The 20,702-nt window shown below is 63.1% G+C and carries 20 protein-coding genes; 2 read left to right on the plus strand and 18 right to left on the minus strand.

Features of this window, described 5'->3' with window-relative positions; genetic code table 11:
• Window positions 1-106: 106 nt before the first annotated feature.
• The 3 genes from EV686_RS06115 to EV686_RS06125 are packed head-to-tail and all read right to left on the minus strand — an operon-like array spanning window position 107 to window position 1,996.
• A complete protein-coding gene (locus tag EV686_RS06115; RefSeq protein WP_132474552.1) occupies window positions 107-1,240 on the minus strand; it encodes an enoyl-CoA hydratase/isomerase family protein in 1,134 nt (377 codons plus the stop codon).
• Complete coding sequence (locus tag EV686_RS06120) at window positions 1,237-1,572, minus strand: RnfH family protein (RefSeq protein ID WP_132474554.1); 336 nt, start codon at window positions 1,570-1,572, stop codon at window positions 1,237-1,239. The genes EV686_RS06115 and EV686_RS06120 overlap by 4 nt, the downstream gene beginning before the upstream one ends.
• Entirely contained in the window at window positions 1,562-1,996 is a 435-nt protein-coding gene (locus EV686_RS06125; RefSeq protein WP_132474556.1) for a type II toxin-antitoxin system RatA family toxin, read from the minus strand. The genes EV686_RS06120 and EV686_RS06125 overlap by 11 nt, the downstream gene beginning before the upstream one ends.
• A gap of 57 nt (window positions 1,997-2,053) precedes the next feature.
• Between EV686_RS06125 and smpB the strand changes: the two genes are divergently transcribed.
• Entirely contained in the window at window positions 2,054-2,512 is a 459-nt protein-coding gene (gene smpB, locus EV686_RS06130) for an SsrA-binding protein SmpB (protein WP_132474558.1), read from the plus strand.
• A 2-nt stretch (window positions 2,513-2,514) separates the two neighbouring features.
• Here smpB and EV686_RS18700 read toward each other — a convergent pair whose 3' ends face one another.
• The 3 genes from EV686_RS18700 to ppsA form a co-directional block, all read right to left on the minus strand.
• A complete protein-coding gene (locus EV686_RS18700) occupies window positions 2,515-3,267 on the minus strand; it encodes a methylated-DNA--[protein]-cysteine S-methyltransferase (RefSeq protein WP_207901698.1) in 753 nt (250 codons plus the stop codon).
• A gap of 17 nt (window positions 3,268-3,284) precedes the next feature.
• Window positions 3,285-4,610: an NAD(P)/FAD-dependent oxidoreductase gene (locus EV686_RS06140; RefSeq protein ID WP_132474560.1), complete on the minus strand. Its 1,326-nt coding sequence runs from the start codon at window positions 4,608-4,610 to the stop codon at window positions 3,285-3,287.
• A 202-nt stretch (window positions 4,611-4,812) separates the two neighbouring features.
• Complete coding sequence (gene ppsA, locus EV686_RS06145) at window positions 4,813-7,179, minus strand: phosphoenolpyruvate synthase (protein WP_132474562.1); 2,367 nt, start codon at window positions 7,177-7,179, stop codon at window positions 4,813-4,815.
• A gap of 170 nt (window positions 7,180-7,349) precedes the next feature.
• Here ppsA and ppsR point away from each other — a divergent pair, with 170 nt between their 5' ends.
• Window positions 7,350-8,183, plus strand: a complete 834-nt coding sequence (gene ppsR / locus EV686_RS06150; protein WP_132474564.1) for a posphoenolpyruvate synthetase regulatory kinase/phosphorylase PpsR — start codon at window positions 7,350-7,352, stop codon at window positions 8,181-8,183.
• Between the two features lie 83 nt (window positions 8,184-8,266).
• On the opposite strand, the gene EV686_RS06155 is transcribed toward ppsR, so the two are convergent.
• From EV686_RS06155 to uppS, 12 genes are all read right to left on the minus strand, one after another.
• Window positions 8,267-9,091 carry a TrmH family RNA methyltransferase gene (locus EV686_RS06155; protein WP_341539328.1) on the minus strand — a complete coding sequence of 275 codons (825 nt, stop codon included), beginning with the start codon at window positions 9,089-9,091 and terminating at the stop codon, window positions 8,267-8,269.
• Entirely contained in the window at window positions 9,088-9,708 is a 621-nt protein-coding gene (gene rnhB, locus EV686_RS06160; RefSeq protein WP_132474567.1) for a ribonuclease HII, read from the minus strand. Before rnhB ends, EV686_RS06155 begins: the two co-directional genes overlap by 4 nt.
• Window positions 9,695-10,876 (minus strand): lipid-A-disaccharide synthase, encoded by a 1,182-nt coding sequence (lpxB, locus tag EV686_RS06165; RefSeq protein ID WP_243650782.1) that lies wholly within the window; start codon window positions 10,874-10,876, stop codon window positions 9,695-9,697. Before lpxB ends, rnhB begins: the two co-directional genes overlap by 14 nt.
• Window positions 10,877-10,995: 119 nt before the next feature.
• On the minus strand, window positions 10,996-11,793 hold the full coding sequence (gene lpxA / locus EV686_RS06170) for an acyl-ACP--UDP-N-acetylglucosamine O-acyltransferase (protein WP_132474571.1): 798 nt from the start codon (window positions 11,791-11,793) through the stop codon (window positions 10,996-10,998).
• Entirely contained in the window at window positions 11,793-12,248 is a 456-nt protein-coding gene (fabZ, locus tag EV686_RS06175; protein WP_132474573.1) for a 3-hydroxyacyl-ACP dehydratase FabZ, read from the minus strand. The genes lpxA and fabZ overlap by 1 nt, the downstream gene beginning before the upstream one ends.
• Window positions 12,249-12,295: 47 nt before the next feature.
• Entirely contained in the window at window positions 12,296-13,405 is a 1,110-nt protein-coding gene (gene lpxD, locus EV686_RS06180) for a UDP-3-O-(3-hydroxymyristoyl)glucosamine N-acyltransferase (RefSeq protein ID WP_132474575.1), read from the minus strand.
• A 4-nt stretch (window positions 13,406-13,409) separates the two neighbouring features.
• Window positions 13,410-13,973 (minus strand): OmpH/Skp family outer membrane protein, encoded by a 564-nt coding sequence (locus EV686_RS06185; protein ID WP_132474577.1) that lies wholly within the window; start codon window positions 13,971-13,973, stop codon window positions 13,410-13,412.
• Window positions 13,974-14,027: 54 nt separating this feature from the next.
• On the minus strand, window positions 14,028-16,382 hold the full coding sequence (gene bamA, locus EV686_RS06190) for an outer membrane protein assembly factor BamA (RefSeq protein WP_132474579.1): 2,355 nt from the start codon (window positions 16,380-16,382) through the stop codon (window positions 14,028-14,030).
• Between the two features lie 54 nt (window positions 16,383-16,436).
• Entirely contained in the window at window positions 16,437-17,768 is a 1,332-nt protein-coding gene (rseP, locus tag EV686_RS06195) for an RIP metalloprotease RseP (protein ID WP_132474581.1), read from the minus strand.
• A 71-nt stretch (window positions 17,769-17,839) separates the two neighbouring features.
• The gene (ispC, locus tag EV686_RS06200; RefSeq protein WP_132474583.1) at window positions 17,840-19,042 is read right to left on the minus strand and encodes a 1-deoxy-D-xylulose-5-phosphate reductoisomerase; all 1,203 of its coding nucleotides are present in this window, start codon (window positions 19,040-19,042) and stop codon (window positions 17,840-17,842) included.
• Window positions 19,042-19,896, minus strand: coding sequence for a phosphatidate cytidylyltransferase (locus EV686_RS06205; RefSeq protein ID WP_132474585.1), 855 nt, complete (start codon window positions 19,894-19,896; stop codon window positions 19,042-19,044). Before EV686_RS06205 ends, ispC begins: the two co-directional genes overlap by 1 nt.
• A 30-nt stretch (window positions 19,897-19,926) precedes the next feature.
• The gene (uppS, locus tag EV686_RS06210) at window positions 19,927-20,697 is read right to left on the minus strand and encodes a polyprenyl diphosphate synthase (protein WP_132474586.1); all 771 of its coding nucleotides are present in this window, start codon (window positions 20,695-20,697) and stop codon (window positions 19,927-19,929) included.
• Between the last annotated feature and the right edge of the window lie 5 nt (window positions 20,698-20,702).

Below are 20,702 nucleotides of genomic sequence, written 5' to 3' on the forward strand. Positions count from 1 at the left end.
CCGGGGGCAACGGGTCTCTGGCATGCTGCGGGCTCTGCTTGCTTCTGTGAAGCCGCTATTTGTTTCTTCCAGAGCCGCTATTTGTCTCTTCCAGAGCGGCTGTAAATCAGGATTCCAGATCCGCCAGCGGATGCGCCATGTTTTTCGGCCACGGCTGGACAAAAAATTTCTCTACCCATGCCTCGTCGGCTTGCTCCAGCGTTGCCGGATTCCATCGGGGAGACTTGTCCTTGTCCACCAGCAACGCCCGTATCCCCTCCTGGAAATCACCATGCACGCCGCATTGCAGCGCCGCGACATACTCCATCCTGAAGACATCGGCCAGTGACAGCAGCCTGGCCCGCTCCTGCAGCGTATAGGCCAGCCGCGCCGTGCCCGGCGAGCCATGGACCAGCCCCAGGGCCGCCTTCTGCAGCCAGGGATTCTCGTGCTTCCGCAGCGCCGCAATGTTCTCGCAGATTTCCAGGAAAGACCCTGTGCCGGCCGTGCGGCGGATCAGGTCCGCATGCGCCTGCAGCGGTCCCTGCACCTCCGGCTGAGCCTCATGCGCCCGCAGCAGGCGGGACAGAAGCTCATGATTGCTTGTTGCATCGCCGGTCCAGTCGCATGCCTGCATGTCCGCGAGGATTACCGCCTCTTTTTGACCATGAACCAGATAGTCCGCCAGCCCCAGATGCAGCGTATCCGCGGCCTCAATCGATGCGCCTGTCATACCCAGGAAGCGCCCCACGTGCTTCGGCAGGCGTCCCAGCATCCAACTGCCGCCCACATCCGGGAACAAGCCGATGGCCACTTCCGGCATAGCGAAGCGCGATGTTTCCGTCAGCACTCGGTGGCTGGCTCCGATGAAGAGGCCGACTCCGCCTCCCATGACGACTCCGCTGCCCCAGGCCAGCACAGGCTTGCCATAGGTGTGCAGAAGGTAGTCCAGCCGGTATTCGGTCGCGAAAAAATCGCGCAGATACGGATTGCCCCAGGCACCCTCCCCGGCATGCGCCTGCATGGAGCGGTAGAGCCCCTGGAGATCGCCACCCGCGCAGAACGCTTTTTCCCCCGCGCCCCTCAGGACGAGCAGTGCGATTCCGTCGTCCGACCGCCAGCGCAGCAATTGCTCCCTCAGCAACTGGCACATTTCCAGCGTCAGGCTGTTGAGCGCCTGCGGGCGGTTGAGCGTGGCGACAGCTATCTTGCTGCCTCCTGCTGCCGGGAGGAGTTCGAATGCGACGGGGGCCTGCGTCATGAGGAAGATCCTTTGCGGGACTGCGCCTGCTGCCTGCGCTTGTGCTCCGCCCGGCGCCTGCGCGACTCCATCGGATCGAAACGCAAGGGCCGGTAGATTTCGATGCGATCCCCTTCGGCAACGATGCGATCCGGGGAACAGGCCTGTCCGTAGATTCCGGTCTCAAGCGTGGATTGCGAGATATCCGGAAACTCGCGATGGAAATCGCTGCCCTGCAGGGCCTGCTGGATGGTGGAGCCAGCGGCCACTTCCAGGGTCTGGCGCCAGATGCGGCCCGAGGAGGCCGCATGAATCAATTCGACCTGAAGTTGCGCTGCTCCCTTATTCGCCATAGCAGGCCTGAGCTCGCTGCGTAAAGGAGTCGATGAAGCTGCTGGCGATGCGGTTGAACACCGGTCCGACCAGCGCTTCCAGCGCGCGATTGGAGAACGCATATTCCATCGTATAGTTGACCTTGCAGGCATCTTCCGCCAGCTCCACGAACTCCCAGCGCCCCGTCAGGGCGGAAAACGGCCCGTCCACCAGGGAAATCAGGATTTCATGGGGGTAATTGTGCGTGTTGCGCGTGACGAAGGTCTGGCGGATTCCCGCGAAACTGATCGTCACGGAAGCCTGCATCCCCGATTCATCTCGGTGATGCACCTCGCTTCCCCCGCACCAGGGCATGAATTCGGGATATTTGCCCACGTCCGCCACCAGATCGAACATCTGGGCGCAGCTGTAGGGAACCAGGACAGAGCGTTTTACGGTATGCATCGAAACTGTTAAATGGATAGAATGTACCGATTTTACCTTCTATGGCCTTATTGATTCATGAGCATCGTTGAGAACCGCAAAGCAACGCACGACTACTTCATCGAAGACCGCTTCGAGGCTGGACTCGTGCTGGAAGGCTGGGAGGTCAAGGCGATCCGGGCCGGCCACGTGCAACTGAAAGAAAGCTACATCATCGTCCGCGACGGCGCGCTGTGGGTGATCGGCATGCATATCAGCGCCCTGCCGACGGCCTCCACCCACATCCATCCCAATGCAACCAGGACGCGCAAGCTACTGCTGCACGCGGAGGAAATCAGCAAACTGATCGGCAAGGTCGAACAGCGAGGCTATACGCTGGTTCCATTGAACCTGCATTACCGCAACGGGCGCATCAAGCTGGAGTTCGGGCTGGGGCGCGGCAAAAAGCTGCATGACAAGCGCGATACCGCCCGCGACAAGGACTGGGCGCGCGAAAAAGAGCGCCTGATGAAGCACGACAACACGCGCCGCCAGTAAGCTCAGGCGGCGATCCTGAAACCTTCCAGCGACAACAGGCGCAGCTTGCGCCACAAGCCTCCCGAGTAGCCCGTCATCTTGCCGTCCTTGCCGACGATACGATGGCACGGAACGATGATGGACACCGGGTTGCTCCCCACCGCAGTTCCCGCCGCCCTTCCATAGCTGGACGGCGCATAACCGGCTTTCTCCGCAAGTTCGCCGTAGGAAAGGCTGGACCCTAGCGGTATTTCCAGCAAGGCCTGCCAGATGCGGCGCTGGAACTCCGAGCCGTCCAGTTGCAGCGGGACGGAAAAAACCTTCAGGGCGCCGCGGAAATAGCGGTCCAGTTCGTCCACCGCCTTGTGCATGAGTGCGATATCGGCTTGCGGCGTGTCCGGCTGCAGGCTGTCGTCGATGAGGCGGCAGCCTTCGGCTGCATCGGTATCGGCCTCTTCGTCCCACATGGGAAAGGCCAGTTCCCCTTCCCCCGCCAGGCGGAAGGTGCATATCCGGCGTCCGTCCAGCAACCCTTCGGAGGGTTTTTTTGCCGACGGGCCGCTCCCTGGGCAAAAAGCGCCCTCCTCGGGAGGGCAGGAAACCGAAGGCGCGGCGTGGAGGGCTTTTCCTGCCGCAGCCTGCGCAGCCGGGCTTTCAGCCTCGTCTACGAAATCCAGGGCGGTCAATCGCCCCGAGCGGCTACCAAGCCGGATCCGGCCCAGCGGAGAGGCCGCCAGGGCGCTGAAATCCTTGCCTGTCGTCTGTTCTGCCTGCATGCCGATTTCCCCTCTTCTCAATGCAGCTTGACCCGGTGCGTGCTGCGCTTGAGCAGCAAGCGTCCCAGCGCCATGGATGCTGTTCTTATCGGGCCCAGCACTGCCATATGGTGCATGATGTGCAGACTCATGTACATCATGCGCGCGAGCAGGCCCTCCACGAACCAGCTGCGGCCTGCGAGCACTCCCATCAGGCTGCCTACGCCGCGGCTGTGGCCCACGGATACCAGGGAGCCGTAGTCCTTGAACACGAATGGCTTGTCCGGAACGGGCCCGCCCTGAATGCGCGCCTGCATGATGGGCACCAGGTACGAGGCCTGCTGGTGCGCCACCTGCGCCCTGGCCGGCAGGAAGGCGTTGTCATCGTCCCACGGAGCCTGGGCGCAGTCTCCCATGGCATAGATATCGGCGTCCACCGTCCTCAGCCGGTCGTCGACCTGCAGTTGGTTCAGGCGGTTGACCGCAAGCCCCTGCTCCGCCAGGAATGCCGGAGCCTCGATACCGGCCGCCCACACACACAGGTTGGCCGGATAGAAGACCTCGTTGCTGTCGTACAGGCCCTTGTCCGTCACGCGCGTCACGCGCACCGAGGTGGCGACGAATACGCCGCGTTCTTCGAGCAGATTGCGCGCCGTCTGGGATAGCCTGGGCTGCAGCGCCGACAACAGGCGGTTGCTGCCTTCCAGCAGCGTAATACGGATATCCGTTGCGGGATTGAAGTTTTCCAGTCCGTAGAAGGACATGCCGCGCCGGGCTTCCAGCAGTTCCGCGGCCAGTTCGACTCCGGTCGCGCCTCCTCCGACGATGGCGATGTTCAGGATCGCATCCGGTTCATGATTCTTGCGCTGGTTCAGCAATACCAGTTCGCGCATCAGCTGCATCCGGAAACGCTCCGCCTGCGCGGTCGAATCCAGTGCGATGGCATGCTCGGCCGCGCCGGGCGTGCCGAAGAAGTTGGATCGGCTGCCTACGGCCAGCACGAGCGTATCGTAGGCGATCTCGCGGGAGGGAACCATCTCCTCGCCTTGAGGCGACAGCACGGGTTTGAGCCTGACTTTGCGATTCGGCCGGTCGACGCCTTCGATTTCGCCGAGCACGAAGCTGAAGCGCCGATCCCGCGCCAGCATGAAGTACGACAGGCCTTCCCGATGGATGTCCAGTGTTCCCGCCGCCACCTCGTGCAGCGAAGGTTTCCAGATGTGCTCTGTGGATTTGTCGATCAGCGTGATATGGCTGGTACCGAACTTGCGGCCCAGCTTGGCTGCCAGCTCGAGCCCGCCTGCGCCGCCGCCGACGATGACGACCCGGTGGGAGGAGTCGTCCGAAAAAGACGTTGAAGTCATACTGCAAGTCCTGTGGGTAATGGAGGAATGTGCCGTACGGTTCGATTTGAACACAAGCCGGGAGGCAAATCAGCGTCTTTTACGGAAAAATGCGCAGCTCGGCATGCGCTTGCCGCCCGGAAAGAAAAAAAGGCACTGCCGCATATCAGGAAGCGGCAATGCCTTTGGCCCAGTTCGGGTCAGGCTCAGGAAGGCGAGTCTGTTATGCCTTCGCCAGGCGCTGCCAGGTATCCACGACGGTATCCGGGTTCAGCGACATGGAAAGAATGCCTTCCTTCATCAGCCATTGCGCCAGGTCCGGATGGTCGCTGGGCCCCTGGCCGCAGATGCCCACGTACTTGCCAGCCTTCAGGCAAGCCTGGATGGCGCGACGCAGCATGAACTGGACGGCGGCATCCCGCTCGTCGAAGTCCGCCGCCAGCAGCTCCATGCCGGAGTCGCGGTCCAGGCCGAGCGTCAGCTGCGTCATGTCGTTGGAGCCAATGGAGAATCCGTCGAAGTATTCCAGGAACTCTTCGGCCAGGATCGCGTTGGAAGGAACCTCGCACATCATGATGACACGCAGGCCGTTCTCGCCGCGGCGCAGGCCGTTGCTCGCCAGCAGATCGATGACCTTGGCGGCCTGGCTGGTGGTGCGCACGAACGGAACCATGATTTCGACGTTGGTCAGGCCCATGTCGTCGCGCACTTTCTTCAGCGCCTCGCATTCCATGCGGAAGCACTCCGCGAAGTCGTCGGAGATGTAGCGCGATGCGCCGCGGAAGCCCAGCATGGGATTCTCTTCCTCGGGCTCATAGCGCGAGCCTCCGACCAGCTTGCGGTACTCGTTGGACTTGAAGTCCGACAGGCGCACGATGACGGGCTTGGGATAGAAGGCCGCGCCCAGCGTGGCCACGCCTTCGGCCAGCTTCTCGACGAAGAAGGCGCGCGGACTGGCATAGCCGCGGGCGGCGGATTCGACCGCCGTCTTCAGCTCGCTGTCGACATTGGGATAGTCGAGCACGGCCTTGGGGTGCACGGCAATATTGTTGTTGATGATGAATTCCAGGCGGGCGAGGCCCACGCCGGCGTTCGGAATCTGGGAAAAATCGAAGGCCAGCTGCGGATTGCCGACGTTCATCATGATCTTGACGCCGATCTCCGGCATCTGGCCCCAACTAACCTCTTCGATCTCGGTCTCGATCAGGCCTTCGTAGATACGGCCCTCGTCGCCTTCGGCGCAGGATACCGTGACCTCGGCGCCGCCCTTCAGGATATCGGTCGCGTTGGCGCAGCCGACGACGGCGGGGATACCCAGCTCGCGGGCGATGATGGCCGCATGGCATGTGCGGCCGCCACGGTTGGTGACGATGGCCGACGCCAGCTTCATCACGGGCTCCCAGTTGGGATCCGTCATGTCGGTCACAAGGATGTCGCCGGCCTTGACCTGATCCATTTCGGAGATGTCGCCCACGATGCGAACCTTGCCCGCGCCGATCTTCTGGCCGATGGCGCGGCCCGTGACCAGCACCTGGCCGGTGGCCTTCAGGCGATAGCGTTCCTGCACGTCGTTGTGGCCCTGCTGGGACTTCACGGTTTCAGGGCGCGCCTGCAGGATGTACAGCTTGCCATCGATGCCGTCGCGGCCCCACTCGATGTCCATCGGACGCTGGTAGTGCTTCTCGATGATGGTGGCGTAGCGAGCCAGCTCGATGACCTCTTCGTCGGTCAGCGAATAGCGGTTGCGCTCGGAGACAGGCACGTCGACCGTATGCACGGCATGGCCGGACTTGCGCTCGGCGTCGAACTCCATCTTGATCAGCTTGGAGCCAATGCGGCGGCTGATGATGGGATAGTGGCCCGAGGCCAGCGTGGGCTTGAAGACGTAGAATTCATCGGGATTCACTGCGCCCTGCACCACGGTTTCGCCCAGGCCGTAGGACGACGTGATGAACACGACGTCGTTGAAGCCCGACTCGGTGTCCAGCGTGAACATGACGCCGGCGCTGCCGACGTCGGAGCGCACCATGCGCTGGATGCCGGCCGACAATGCCACCTCGGCGTGGGCATAGCCCTTGTGCACGCGGTAGGAAATGGCGCGGTCGTTGTACAGCGAGGCGAACACCTGGCGCACCTTGTCCAGCACGTCGTCGATGCCGACGACGTTCAGGAAGGTTTCCTGCTGTCCGGCGAACGAGGCGTCGGGAAGGTCTTCGGCGGTGGCCGACGAGCGCACGGCGAACGAACCCTTGCCGTCGGCGTCGAGCTTGGCGAAAGCCTCGCGGATGGCGGATTCGAGTTCGGCGGGGAACGGCGCATCGATGATCCACTGGCGGATCTCGGCGCCTGCGGCGGCCAGGGCGCGCACGTCTTCGGGGTCCAGGGTGGACAGGCGCTCGGCGATGCGCTGCTCGAGCGAGGACTGCTTCAGGAATGCGCGGAAAGCGTCGGCCGTGGTCGCAAAACCGCCGGGCACGCGCACACCGGCGCCTGCCAGTTGGCTGATCATTTCGCCCAGCGAGGCATTCTTGCCTCCGACCGAGTCAACGTCCGTCATGCGGAGCTGCTCGAAAGATACTACATACGACATAAAGTCACCTTTGAAGATAGAAGAAAGCGTGTTTGCTCAAGGTGCTCGGGCGGCACGATGGCCGCACTCCCGCGATGACCGCCCTGGGCAAACCTGCCTTGTCTGGTATTCCGGCGACTGTTAATCTTGCGATTGTACCTGTTTCCATTCGGACCTAGCGACTTCCACCAATGACATCTTCTTCCAATGTGCGTACGGTATTCATCGTATCCGACAGCACGGGCGTCACTGCCGAAACATTCAGTAACTCAGTCCTTTCGCAATTCGAGCAGATCAAATTCGAGCTGATCCGGATCCCCTTCATCGACAGTCCCGAGAAAGCGGCGGCCACCGCGCAACGCATCAATCTGTGCGCCCAGGCGCAACAGCAGCGCCCGTTGGTCTTCAGCACCCTGGTCAACCAGGACAGCGTGCTGAAGATCCGCGAAGCCGATTGCATTTTTCTCGACCTGTTCGGCACTTTCGTCCAGAACCTGGAAGATGCCCTGGGCATCAAGTCCAGCCACTCCGTGGGCCGCTCGCACATGGGCGGCAGCTCCAAGGAATACAGCAACCGCATCGAAGCCATCAACTTCACGCTGGCGCATGACGACGGGCAGTTCATCCATGGCCTGAAAGAAGCCGACGTCATCCTTGTGGGCGTATCGCGCTGCGGCAAGACGCCCACGAGCCTGTACCTTGCCATGCAGTATGCGGTCAAGGCGGCCAACTTCCCCCTCATTCCGGAAGATTTCGAACGCGGCTCCCTTCCCGCCACGCTGCATCCATACCGCCACAAGCTCTTCGGCCTTTCCATCCAGCCTTCCCGGCTGTCCGAAGTGCGCAACGAGCGCCGGCCGAACAGCGAATACGCGTCATTGAAGCAGTGCCGCTACGAAGTCGCCGAGGCCGAGCGCCTGATGCGCATGGAAAACATTCCCTGGCTTTCCACCACTACGAAATCCATCGAGGAAATCTCCAGCAAGGTGCTCGAAGACGTAGGCTTGAACCGCCGGGTGTTCTGATCCGTCCATCGTTGAAAAAGCCGGCGCTCAGCCTGTCTGACGCCGGCTTTTGATTCCGCCCCGAATCCGTTTCCGGCCCGCTTTCAGGCGCTCAGCTGCCGCCTGCGCTGCTCGAACAGGCAGATGGCGGCGGATGCGGCGACATTCAGCGATTCGACGGCGTCCGACTGCGGAATGCGCAGGCGCAGATCGGCCTGGGACAGTAATTGCTCCGACACGCCCTGTCCTTCGTTGCCGAACACCCATGCGCACGCTCGCGGCAATTCCGCCTGATACAGGGACTGCGCGCCTTCCAGCGCGGTGACGACCATGGGGATGTCCAGTCTGGACCGCAGCGCGGACAGCTCGCAATCTTCGTGGATCCGCATGCCGAACTGCGCGCCCTGCCCCGCGCGCAGGGCTTTCGGCGACCAGGCGAATGCGCAGCCGCGCGAAAGAAACGCCTGCCGGATGCCGGCGGCCGCGGCCGTGCGCAGCAGGGTTCCGACATTGCCTGGGTCCTGCACGCGATCCAGCCACAAGGCGTTTTCGGCAAGCCGTTCGGGCAGCTCCAGCGCGGGCGGCGCCACAAGGCAGAACACACCCGGGCCATGCCCCACCATGGAAAGCGCTTCCGCCAGGTCAGTATCCAGGACGATGCAGATTTCCTGCGGCAGCGTGGCGCACAAGTCCTGCAACTCATGGTTCTGCCGCAATTGCGCCTGGTTGAACAGCACGGCTTCGGGCTGGCCGACATAGGCAAGCCACATCTGCGCGAGATGCACACCTTCCAGTACGACTGCCGCGTTGCCTTTGCGGCGCTCGCGGGCGATGAACGCCGTGTCCTGCCGCAGCCGCAGCAGCCGCTTGTAGAGGGGATTGTCCTTCGACTGTATGGCCCGCAGGCCGCCGGCGTCCGGCGCGCTCATGCGCCCTCCGGCCGGATCAGCAGTTGCCGTACCGGGGAGAAACTGCGCCGGTGCGCGGGGCTGGGACCATGCAGGCGCAATTGCTGCAGATGCAGCGCAGTGCCGTAGCCCTTGTGCTTGTCGAATGCGTACTGGGGATATTGCGCATGCAATACCAGGCAGTCGGCGTCACGCGCCGTCTTGGCCAGGATGGAAGCCGCCGAAATGGCCTGCACCTTGGCATCGCCCTTGACGATGGCCTGCGCCTGGCACGGCAGTCCGGTGGGGAGGCGGTTGCCGTCTATCATGGCCATTTCCGGTTGCGTCGCCAGTCCCAGGCATGCGCGCCGCATGGCCAGCATGGCTGCATGCAGGATGTTGATGTCGTCGATTTCCTCGACGCTGGCCTGAGCCACGCACCAGGCCAGCGCATTGGCGCGTATTTCGTCGGCCAGGCGCTCCCTGCGGGCGGCGGTCAGCGTCTTGGAATCGGCCAGGCCCGCGATCGGGCGCGCCGGATCCAGAATGACTGCTGCCGCGAATACGGGACCGGCCAGCGGGCCGCGTCCCGCCTCGTCGATCCCGGCAACCAGCACCGTATCGGAAGCCGGCATCAGCGCCAGGCTACCCTGCTCCATGGCCTGCCTCCCTGAGAATGGCCTGCGCGGCCAGTGCCGGCGTATCCCGTTCAAGGTCCGCGTGCAGGCGCTCGAACACGGCGCAAACCTTGGCGCGATGCTCCGCATCCGTTAGCGCCTTCCAGGTGGCCTGCGCCAGCGCGTCCGGCGTGGCTTCCTCCTGCAGCAATTCGGGCACGACGAAATCATTCGCCAGCACATTGGGGAGGCCGACCCAGGGCACGTAAGGCCGCTCTTGTCCGGACTTCCAGGCCATCAGGCGACGCATCATGGGAGACAGCACATAGGAAATGACCATGGGCTTCTTGAACAGCGCGGTTTCCAGCGTCGCAGTGCCGCTGGCGACCAGCACGGCGTCGGACGCCTGCAGCACGTCCCAGGCGACCGGGCGAACCAGGGCATCCGATCGTGTTGCGCCGTCCTGCTGCTGCACAAGGTGAAGATTCTTGATAGGGTGCAGGCGCAAGGCCTGCTCGAAATCGTGCTTGCGCTGCTCGCTTACCATCGGAACCGCAACGACCAGCGCGGGATCCTGGTCCTGCAGCCGCTGCATCGCCTGGAGAAAGCGCGGCGCCAGCAGCTTGACCTCCGAGGAACGGCTGCCGGGCAGCATGGCCAGCACTCTGGCGCCGGCCGCTATGCCCAGGCGTTCGCGGGCCTCCAGGGGGTCCGCCTGCCTCGGGATCACGCTGGCCAGCGGATGGCCGACATAGGTGACCGGTACGCCTTCCTTGCGATAGAGCGCCTCCTCGAACGGGAACAGCACCAGCATGTGCGAGACCGCTTCGCGAATCGCATGGATGCGCTCGTAGCGCCACGCCCAGATCGACGGCCCCACGAAGTGCACGGTGGGAACGCCGGCCTTGCGAAGCTGGTGCTCCAGCCTGAGATTGAAGTCCGGCGCATCGATGCCGACGAAGACATCGGGACGATGGCGCAGCCAGTGCTTCTTCGTATCCCCATAGATGCGCAGCAGGCGCGGCAACTGTTTGAGGGCGTCGACATAGCCGAATACGGACAATGCATGCATGGGATGGCGCATGTCGAAGCCCTGCTCGCGCATGCGCGGGCCGCCGATGCCTTCGCATACGGCGTCGGCGGCGCTGCCACGGATTCCCTGGATGATGCGCGAGGCCAGCAGGTCGCCGGAGGGCTCCCCGGCCACCATGCCGATTTTCAATGGCGTATTTGCCGTGGCCTGGCCGTCTTGCGGCCGGATGCCGGCTGCAGCCGCTCCGGCGCCAGCGCCGGAATTCCACGCGCCGGATCCGGAATGGCTATGCAGGCTCATGAGCGCACGATGCCCCGGCCCGAGGCTTGAAGAAAGCGGATCATGGGTTCCAGCGCGTCATGGGCGTCCGGGCGATCCTGCTGCAATTGCTGCATCTGTTCGACCGCCTCTTCGACGCCCAGGCCGCGGCGATACAGCAGCTTGTAGGCTTCCTTGAGCGCGGAGACGGACTCCTGCGAGAATCCGCGGCGGTTCAGTCCTTCGGAGTTGATGCCGGCCGGGCGAAACGGATCCCCTGCGCCGATCAGGTAAGGAGGCACGTCCTGCCGCACGGAGCTGGTTCCGCCGATCATGGCATGCGCGCCTACCTTGACGAACTGGTGGAAGCCCGACAGTCCGCCGATGATGGCCCAGTCGCCGAGCTGCACGTGGCCCGCCAGCTGGACGCTGTTGGCAATGATGACGTGGTCCCCCAACTGGCAGTCATGAGCGATGTGCACGTAAGCCATGATCCAGTTGTCGTTGCCCATGCGGGTGACGCCAACGTCCTGGATAGTGCCCGTATTGATCGTGACGTACTCGCGGATCATGTTGCCGTCGCCGATTTCCAGGCGTGTCGGCTCGCCGGCGTATTTCTTGTCCTGCGGCATGCCGCCCACCGAGCAGAAGCGGTAGAACGTATTGTTCCTGCCGATGGTCGTATGGCCGTCGATGATGCAGTGCGGCCCCACGACCGTGCCGCTGCCGATGCTGACGTGGTCGCCGATGATGCTGTAGGCGCCCACGCTGACATCTTCGGCCAGCTTCGCCGAAGGGGATACGATGGCGGTTGGATGAATGCGTTCGGCAGACATCAGCTCTCTTCCACTACCCGGATGGCGCACATGATCTTGGCTTCAGCCACCACTTCGCCGTCGACCGTGGCCTTGGCGGTGTATTTGCACATCACGCGGCTGATGCGGTCGGCATCGACTTCCAGCCGCAACTGGTCGCCAGGCACGACCGGTTTGCGGAAACGCGCGCCGTCCACGCCGACCAGATAGTACGCGACGCGCTTGTCGGCCGGGTTCAGCTCGGTATTGCCCTCGAACGAGAAAAGCGCCGCAGCCTGCGCCAGCGCTTCGATGATGTACACGCCCGGCATGACCGGATTGCCGGGGAAGTGGCCATTGAAGAACGGCTCGTTGAGCGTCACGTTCTTGATGGCGACGATGCTCTTGCCCGGCGTCATTTCCAGGACACGATCCACCAGCAGCATCGGGTAGCGATGCGGTAAACGCGCCATGATCTGTTTGATATCCAATTCCATCTTCTTGTCCTGTCTGGCGCATCGCGCGCCGTCGCTGATTGATCTGATTATTTTTCTGTGGCCTTCAGGGCGCTTTCCAGCGCGCGCAGCCGCTTGCGCAGCTGGCCCAGCTGCGTGACGACAGCGGCATTGCGCTGCCAGCCCTGGTGGTCCGCAAAGGGATAGACGCCGGTATAGCGTCCCGGCGTGTCGATATTGGAGGTCACGGCCGTGCCGCCCGATATCTGGACATCGTCTCCCAGCACCAGGTGGCCTGCGAACATGGCGGCGCCGCCAATGATGCAGCGCTTGCCTATGCGAGTGGAGCCTGAAACGCCGACGCATGCCGCCATGGCGGTATGTTCACCCACATGCACGTTATGTCCAATCATGATCTGGTTGTCCAGCTTGACGCCGTCGCTGATCCAGGTGGGTTCGATGGCGCCGCGGTCCACCGTGGTGTTGGCGCCGATCTCGACATCCGAGCCGATGTGCACGCCGCCGATCTGCGCGATCTTCACCCAGGCCCCTGTCGTGCGCGGATCAGGTGCGAAACCGAAGCCGTCAGCGCCCAGCACGACGCCCGTATGCAGGATGGTACGGTCTCCGACCTCGACGCCGTGATACAGCGTGACACGGGCATGCAGCGTACAATCCTTGCCGATGCTGGAGTTCTGGCCAATGACGCAGCCGGCTCCCAGCCTGGAACCCGCTCCTATGCTGGAGCCGGATTCGATCACGCAATACGGGCCGATGGACACCCCTTCTGCGATGACAGCATCTTCGGCAATGATCGCGCTGGCATGGATGCCTGTCGGCAGGCGGTCGATGCGATGCTGGTCGAACCATTGCGCCAGCAAGGCATACAGCAGATATGGCTGGGAACAGATCACGACAGCGTACGGCATGACCGGACTCGTCTCCGCGAGAGCGTCGTAGGCGGGCTGGGTCAGGATGACCGCCGCCGCCTTGCAGCCGGACAACTGGTGCTGGAGCTTGGGATTGGACAGGAAGCTGATCTCCCACTCCCCTGCTCCCTGCAGGGAACCCAGTCCGCGGATCCGTGGCTGGGAACCGCCGTCCGCGAGACGGATGGCGCAATCAAGGCCTACCGTGTTCGCCTGCGCAATCAGCTCGTCGAGCGCCAGCGCCTGCTCAGGCGTCAGTAATACGGGCATTGGATCAGCCGCCCAGTGCTTTCAGGACCTGTTCGGTGATGTCCACGCGCGGGCTGACGGTGACGGCATCCTGGAGGATGATGTCGTAGCCCTGCTGCTCGGCAATGCTCTTGATGGCGGCGTCCGCGCGCTCGATGATGGCGGTGAATTCCTCGTTGCGGCGGCGGTTGAAATCCTCCTGGAATTCGCGGCGCTTGCGCTGCAGGTCGGAATCCATGTCCGTCAGCTGGCGCTGGCGCTTGATGCGCTCGGACTCCGACAGCACGGGAGCGTCCTTGTCGAACTTTTGCGCTTCGGTGCGCAGGCGGTTGGCCAGGGCTTGCAGTTCGTCATCGCGCTTCTTGAACTCGGATTCGATCTTGGCCTGCGCCTGCTGCGCGGGCTTCGAGTCGCGCAGAATGCGTTCCGTGCTGACGAAGCCGATCTTGGCGGCCTGCTGCGCCTGCGCCGGCACCGGCGCCACGGCGAAAAGACTGGCGCCGAGCACGGCCGCCGCCAGCAGCTTGCGAGAACTCGCAATGGTGGCGCAAGCAGAGGCAGTAACGGAAAAGGCGGTTTGAGACTTCATGAAAATACCTTGCAAAAAGCTGCCTGATGGAAAAGAGTTTATTGTGCCATTAAATCAGAACGCGGTACCGATCTGGAACTGGAAGGCCTGCTTGTCGTCGCCGTCCTTGGCGTTGAGCGCGCGGCCGAACGACAGTTGCAGCGGACCCAGCGGAGACTGCCACGACAGGCCGATACCGGCCGAATAACGCCATCCGCACGGATCTTCCACGTGATACTGCGTACCGCCATCGTAGCAGTACTGCTTGTCTTCCGTGGAGACCTGGCCGGCGTCCGCGAACAGGAACCAGCGCAGCGTACGATCGCGCGATGCGCCCGGGAACGGCAGGTACAGCTGCACATTGCCCACGAGGCGGCGCGAACCGCCCAGGTAGTCGCCGCTGTTCGGATCGCGCGGGCCGAGAGAGGCACCGTCGTAGCCGCGTACCGAACCAATACCGCCGGCGTAGAGGTTCTTGATGATGGGGAAGTTCTTGCTGCCGTATGTCTTTCCCCAGTCGGCCATGGCGTTGAACGCCAGCGTGAAACTGCGGCCCATCGGCATGTAGTACTGCTGCTGGGCGCTGAACATGTAGTACTTCAGGTCCATCGTGGAGATATCGGCGCTCAGGCGCGTATAGCTGCCCTTGGTCGGTGCCAGCGCGCTGTCGCGCGTGTCCTTGGACCAGCCAACGTTGAAGACCACGGAATTCGTCGTCTTGCCGTATTCGTCGACGTAGTCCTTGTACGCCTTGGATACCCCGCTGGGATTGTCCTCGTTCAGCTCCAGCGTATTACGTTCGAAATTGAAGCCGGTGAAGATGCGGTCGTACTCGGAAATGGGCACGCCGAAATTCAGGCCGCCGCCGATCGCCGTCAGGTGATAGGTTGAATAGTCGGTATAGCTGTTTTCGTAGGGCTTGGTGCGGCGATAGTACAGCGAGGTCGTCTTGCTGATGCCGTCCAGCGTCCAGTAGGGATCGGTATGCGACAGGATGGCGGCGCGATTGGTCTTGCTGGTATTGACCTGCAGCGACAGCGTATGCCCGCTGCCGAAGATGTTGTCCTGGCTGATGCCGGCCGACAGCATGACCTTGTCGGTGGAGCCGTAGCCTACCCCGAGGTTGATCATTCCCGTGGGCTTTTCCTTGACATCGACATTGACGTCGATCTGGTCCGTGGAGCCAGGCACCGGGGCCGTAGTGACGTTGACTTCGTTGAAGTAGCCCAGGCGGTCGACGCGGTCGCGCGAGGCGCGGATACTGTTCGAATCGTACCAGGCGGCTTCGTTCTGGCGCATTTCGCGGCGGATCACTTCGTCGCGCGTGCGGACGTTTCCGCCGATCTGGATGCGCCGTACATAGACGCGGTTGCCCGGGTCGACGTAGAAGGTCAGGTCCGCCTCCTGCGTGTCGGAATCGAGAACGGGGTTGGGATTGACGTTGGCGAATGCATAGCCCAGCGATCCGAGGTAGTCGGTAATGGCCTTGGCCGTATCGTTGGTCTTCTCGGCGGAGAAGGTTTCGCCTTCCTTGACGCCCAGCAGCGGCTGCAGCTTGTCTTCCAGGCCCAGCAGCTCGCCGGCCAGCCCGACCTTGCGTATGCTGTAGGGCTTGCCTTCGTGCAGCGTGAAGGTGATGTGGATGTCCTTGCGGTCTGGCGAGATCGTGACCTGCGGCGGCTCGGCCGAGAACTCCAGGTAGCCGCGATCCAGGTAGTAGGAGCGGATGCGCTCGACATCGCCTTCGAGTTTTTCGCGCGAGTACTTGTCTGTGCCCGTGTACCAGGTCATCATGCCCGAAGTCGTCAGCTCGAGCTGGTTTTCGAGCGTGCCCTGGGAAAATGCCTCGTTGCCCACGAAGCGGATTTCCTTGATCTTGGCCAGATCGCCTTCGAAAATCTCGAAGCTGACGCCGACGCGGTTGCGTGGCAGCGGCGTGATGGTGGGCGTGATCTCCACGCCGTACTTGCCCTTGGCCAGGTACTGCTGCTTCAGCTCGAACTCGGCGCGTTCCAGCATGGAACGGTCGAAAACACGCCCGGGGCCGAAGCCCACCTGCGCCAGCGACTTGGAAAGAGCGGCGGAGTCGAAGTCGCGCATGCCGTTGAAAGTGACCGAGGCGATGGTCGGTCGCTCGACGACATTGACCACCAGTACGTCTCCGTCGATTTCCAGGCTGACGTCGCTGAAGAAGCCCGAGGAATACAAGCGCTGGATGGCCTCCCCCGCCTTGTCGTCGGAAAACTGGTCGCCCACCCTGACCGGCAGGTGGCTGAAGACGGCTCCGGCATCGACGCGCTGAATGCCCTCGACGCGGATATCGCGAACGACGAACGGCTCGAACGCATGTGACAGGCCTGGCGCAAGCGCAGCCGCAAGCAATGCAGGCAGAATGCGTTTGGCAAAAAAATTACTCCGGCGAAGCGACATCCTGGGTAGTCCTCAGTCGATCTGAATGGTGGAAGATTGTAAGTCAGAACGCCTTCAACTGAAAAGGCGCGAAAAATCATTGAAAAATGCCAGCCCCATCAAGCCCGCAAGCAGGACTATGCCAAGGCGCTGGCCGTATTCCATCCAGGCATCCGGTACAGGTTTGCCCCGCAGGATCTCCAGAAGATAATACATCAGATGGCCGCCATCGAGCATGGGAATGGGCAGCAGGTTCAATACCCCGATGCTGACGCTGATCAAGGCCAGGAACCCGACATAGGCGGCAAGGCCCACCCTGGCCGTCTGGCCAGCGTAATCCGCAATGGTCACGGGCCCGCTGATATTGCGCAGCGACACATCTCCAGTCACCATGCGCCCCATCATTTTCAGCGAAAACATGATTGTCTCGCCAGTGCGCACGATGCCGCGATGCAGGCTTTCCAGGGGGCCGTAGCGCACATCAACCATGGGGAAGTCAGTCGTCAGCATGACGCCGATGCGGCCGATGGTCCCGTTTTCGCCCTGATGAGCGCGCGGCGTGACCTGCAGCCGGTGCTCGGCGCCGTTGCGCAGCACGCGCACTTCCAGCGGCTGTTCGGGATGCCGGCTGATCTCCTCGACAGCCTGGCGCGCCGACGGGCGCTCGATCGAACCCACTGCGACCAGGATGTCGCCGGCCTGCAGGCCAGCCTGCGCTCCGGCGCCGCCGGGATCCGCCTGCCTGATGCCGGGCGCGGGAATCAGCAGCGACAGGCCCGCCTGGCGCAAAGGATCTTCCGCGTCCGGATCGATCGTGGCCGGCTGGAGCTCGAGCCGTCTTTCGAGCTGCCTGCCATCGCCCGCTTGCACCTGGATATATGCCTCGCCGCCCGCGGAAAGCCGGTCCAGCAAGTGCCAGCGCACTTCGTTCCAGGAATCGACCTGCCTGCCGTCGATGGAGAGGATGCGGTCTCCAGCGGAGAATCCGGCCATGGCGGCGGCCGTACCGGCCTGGGGCTGGGCTACGTAGGCTTCCGGCTCCCTGGTGCCCATCATGCCCAGCGCGGCATACAGCAACGCGGCCAGCACCAGGTTCGCAACCGGACCGGCGGCGACGATGACGATGCGCTGCCATACGCTTTTGTGATTGAAGGACTCCGCGATTTCCTCGTTCGATGCGCCGGCGGGCGGCTCATCCAGCATTTTCACGTACCCGCCAAGAGGAATGGCCGACAGCGCCCATTCCGTGCCATGACGGTCGCAGCGATGCGCCAGGACCTTGCCGAAGCCGACGGAAAAGCGCTCCACCCTGACGCCGCACCAGCGGGCCGCCCAGTAGTGGCCCAGCTCATGAAAGGTAATCAGGATGCCGAGTGCGACGGCAAAGGCGAGCAAGGTCAAAAGCATTCAGATTTCAGGTTCCAGATGGTTGCTGTTGCAAGCGAAGCGTTTCGCCCGGCCGGAGCGCCGATGGCGGATCAGGACCGGCTCGGGCAGCGCTGCCGGGCCACGGTGCGGAAATGGCGGTCGAGCGCCAGCACGTCTTCCAGCGACGAGGGCTCTCCTGCCGCATGCGATACGGCGTCTTCCACGACAGCCGAAATGATACGCGGAATATCCGTAAAACGGACTTTCCTGTCCAGGAATCTGGCGACGGCGACTTCATTCGCCGCATTCAGCGCAATACAGGCGACCTGGCCTTCCCGCAAAGCGTCGAAAGACAGTTTCAGGCAAGGAAAGCGCCGCAGATCGGGCTCCTGGAAGTCCAGCCGGGCCAGGCCGGACAGGGGAAACGTTCCGACTCCGCTGTCGATGCGTTCGGGAAAGCCCAGGCCATAAGCGATCGGGGTTCGCATGTCGGGCTGCCCCAATTGCGCCAGGATGGACCCGTCAGTGTACTCGACCATGGAGTGGATCATGCTTTGGGGGTGAATCACCACTTCTATCGCGTCCGCCTGGACGGAGAACAGCCAGTAGGCCTCGATAACCTCGAGCCCCTTGTTCAGCATTGTCGCTGAGTCGACGGAGATTTTCCGGCCCATGCTCCAGTTCGGATGGGCGCAGGCCTGCTCCGGCGTGACATCATCCAGCTGCTCGAGCGGCGTTGCACGGAACGGGCCGCCGGAGGCGGTCAGCAGCAGCCGCCGTACGCCGTGCGACAGGGGGTCCTCCATGAGTCCCGAGCCATTGCGCGGCATGCACTGGAAAATGGCGTTGTGTTCGCTGTCGATGGGCAGGAGCTGCGCCCCATGCTGCGCCACGGCTTTCATGAACAGGCCGCCAGCGGCCACCAGCGCTTCCTTGTTGGCCAGCAGGATGCGCTTGCCAGCCATTGCCGCAGCCATGGCCGCCGGCAACCCCGCCGCGCCGACGATGGCCGCCATGACGGAAGTGACTTCGGGGGCTGCAGCGGTCTGCGCCAGCGCCTGCTCTCCCACCCGAACCTCGGGCGGCTTCGCCGCACCGCCGGCGCTCCAAGCCTCGAGAAAGCGCTGTCTGGCGTCTTCCGTCGGCACGACCACAACCGCAGCCTGCGTCTGCGCCGCCTGCGCGGCCAGCCGCTCCATGCGGCTGTAGGCGCTCAGGGCATATACTTTCAGCCGATCGGGATGGCGGGCGACCACATCGAGAGTGCTCTCGCCTATCGATCCGGTCGAGCCCAGTATGCAAAGTTGCTGCATCAGCGCCCCATTTCAATCAGCAGATAGGCCGCTGGAGCCACCGGCAACAAGGCATCGATACGGTCGAATACCCCGCCATGGCCCGGCAGCAGCCCGCTGGAATCCTTGACTCCGGCGCGGCGCTTGAGCAGGGATTCGAACAGATCTCCCACGATGGAAAGCGCGGCCAGCAGCACGGCGGCCAGCGCGACCACCGCCAGAGGAAAGCGCTCGGCCAGCAAGGCGCCGAAGCTGCCTTCCCAGCGGATGCTGAGCAGAGTCCAGGCCGTGGCGGCCAGGACGCCGCCCGCAGCGCCCTCCCAGGTCTTGCCCGGGCTGACGGCCGGCGCCAGCTTGTGCCTGCCGAAGGCTTTCCCTGTGAAATATGCCGCGATGTCGGCCAGCCACACCAGCATCATCAGCGACAGCAGCAACCACCAGCCATGCGCCTGGAACAGCAGGACCAGCGCAGTCCAGATAGCCAGCATCGCCGCATAGGCGGGCACGATGCGCCAGGCCTGGCGGCGAAGCGCGGTATCCGCGCGGAAGACCGAAAAGGTTGCGCCAACGATCCAGCCAAACACGACCAGGGGGATCAGGATATCCGACAGGACAGCCCGCAGATCCATGGCCCAGGCCGCCGGTGAGCCACTGAACCATTGAAACGCCAGCAGGCACAGAATCAGGAACATGGCGGCGGCGCCCGCCAGCGGAACGCTTCCGGAACCGGAGGATACCAGCCTCAGCCACTCCCAGGCGGCGCATGCCGCCACCACGATCAGGATGGCGACCAGTGGCTCGGGACGCGGCGCCAGCAATGCCGAGATAATGACGATCAGCAGGATGACTGCCGTAATGACCCTCTGCTTCAGCATGTGCGGCTCCCTGTCGATAGGTATGGAGGATTACGACGGCTTGCGGTCGGCCAGGAGCTGCTCGCTGGTCCGGCCGAAGCGGCGTTCGCGCGTGCGGTACCACTCGAAGGCCTGATCGAGGCACTGCGCATCGAATTCCGGCCAATAGGCTTCGGTAAAGTAAAGCTCGGTATAGGCCAGCTGCCAGATGAGGAAGTTCGATATCCTCTGCTCTCCCCCGGTGCGGATGAAGAGGTCGGGTTCCGGCGCGAATGCCATGGAAAGGTACGGCGTCAGCAGGGCTTCGTCAATGCTGTCGGGCGTCGCCGCCAGTTCCGGCCTTGCCTGCAGCAGGCGGCGCATGGCCTGCAGGATGTCCCATCGTCCGCCATAGTTGGCGGCAATGGTCAAGTGCAGCGCGGTATTCCGGCTGGTCCGCTGCTCGGATTCGAGGATCAGGTCCTGCAGCCGCGATTCGAACGGCTTCAGGTCGCCGATGACACGCAGCCGGACTCCCTGGTCGGCCAGTTGGCCGACCTGTTTTTCCAGTGTCTGGATGAACAGGCGCATCAGCAGGGAGACTTCCTCCGGCGGACGCCGCCAGTTCTCGGAACTGAAAGCAAACAGCGTCAGGTACTCCACCCCCCGCCGTCCGCAGGTCTCGACCACGCGCCTTACAGTCTGCACGCCTTTTGCATGCCCCGCGGACCTGGGCAGGTAGCGCTGCGTGGCCCATCTGCCGTTGCCGTCCATGATGACAGCCAGGTGCCTCGGTACGTCCGAGCTTCCGGGTATATCCAGTGTGGTACTGACAGGGGGCATGTGGT

The organism is Paracandidimonas soli (genome assembly GCF_004342005.1).
Taxonomy (GTDB): Bacteria; Pseudomonadota; Gammaproteobacteria; order Burkholderiales; family Burkholderiaceae_B; genus Paracandidimonas; species Paracandidimonas soli.

Excerpts from the sequence above, each read along its gene's own strand:
- EV686_RS06120 (WP_132474554.1), bottom strand. The coding sequence starts at position 1,572 with ATGGCGAATAAGGGAGCAGCGCAACTTCAGGTCGAATTGATTCATGCG.
- EV686_RS18700 (WP_207901698.1), bottom strand. The coding sequence starts at position 3,267 with ATGCAGGCAGAACAGACGACAGGCAAGGATTTCAGCGCCCTGGCGGCC.
- EV686_RS06115 (WP_132474552.1), bottom strand. The coding sequence starts at position 1,240 with ATGACGCAGGCCCCCGTCGCATTCGAACTCCTCCCGGCAGCAGGAGGC.
- lpxA (WP_132474571.1), bottom strand. The coding sequence starts at position 11,793 with ATGTCTGCCGAACGCATTCATCCAACCGCCATCGTATCCCCTTCGGCG.
- ppsA (WP_132474562.1), bottom strand. The coding sequence starts at position 7,179 with ATGTCGTATGTAGTATCTTTCGAGCAGCTCCGCATGACGGACGTTGAC.
- EV686_RS06140 (WP_132474560.1), bottom strand. The coding sequence starts at position 4,610 with ATGACTTCAACGTCTTTTTCGGACGACTCCTCCCACCGGGTCGTCATC.
- rnhB (WP_132474567.1), bottom strand. The coding sequence starts at position 9,708 with ATGGAGCAGGGTAGCCTGGCGCTGATGCCGGCTTCCGATACGGTGCTG.
- EV686_RS06185 (WP_132474577.1), bottom strand. The coding sequence starts at position 13,973 with ATGAAGTCTCAAACCGCCTTTTCCGTTACTGCCTCTGCTTGCGCCACC.
- EV686_RS06125 (WP_132474556.1), bottom strand. The coding sequence starts at position 1,996 with ATGCATACCGTAAAACGCTCTGTCCTGGTTCCCTACAGCTGCGCCCAG.
- ispC (WP_132474583.1), bottom strand. The coding sequence starts at position 19,042 with ATGCAGCAACTTTGCATACTGGGCTCGACCGGATCGATAGGCGAGAGC.
- bamA (WP_132474579.1), bottom strand. The coding sequence starts at position 16,382 with ATGTCGCTTCGCCGGAGTAATTTTTTTGCCAAACGCATTCTGCCTGCA.
- EV686_RS06205 (WP_132474585.1), bottom strand. The coding sequence starts at position 19,896 with ATGCTGAAGCAGAGGGTCATTACGGCAGTCATCCTGCTGATCGTCATT.
- EV686_RS06155 (WP_341539328.1), bottom strand. The coding sequence starts at position 9,091 with ATGAGCGCGCCGGACGCCGGCGGCCTGCGGGCCATACAGTCGAAGGAC.
- smpB (WP_132474558.1), top strand. The coding sequence starts at position 2,054 with ATGAGCATCGTTGAGAACCGCAAAGCAACGCACGACTACTTCATCGAA.
- rseP (WP_132474581.1), bottom strand. The coding sequence starts at position 17,768 with ATGCTTTTGACCTTGCTCGCCTTTGCCGTCGCACTCGGCATCCTGATT.
- lpxB (WP_243650782.1), bottom strand. The coding sequence starts at position 10,876 with ATGGTGGCCGGGGAGCCCTCCGGCGACCTGCTGGCCTCGCGCATCATC.
- lpxD (WP_132474575.1), bottom strand. The coding sequence starts at position 13,405 with ATGCCCGTATTACTGACGCCTGAGCAGGCGCTGGCGCTCGACGAGCTG.
- fabZ (WP_132474573.1), bottom strand. The coding sequence starts at position 12,248 with ATGGAATTGGATATCAAACAGATCATGGCGCGTTTACCGCATCGCTAC.
- ppsR (WP_132474564.1), top strand. The coding sequence starts at position 7,350 with ATGACATCTTCTTCCAATGTGCGTACGGTATTCATCGTATCCGACAGC.
- uppS (WP_132474586.1), bottom strand. The coding sequence starts at position 20,697 with ATGCCCCCTGTCAGTACCACACTGGATATACCCGGAAGCTCGGACGTA.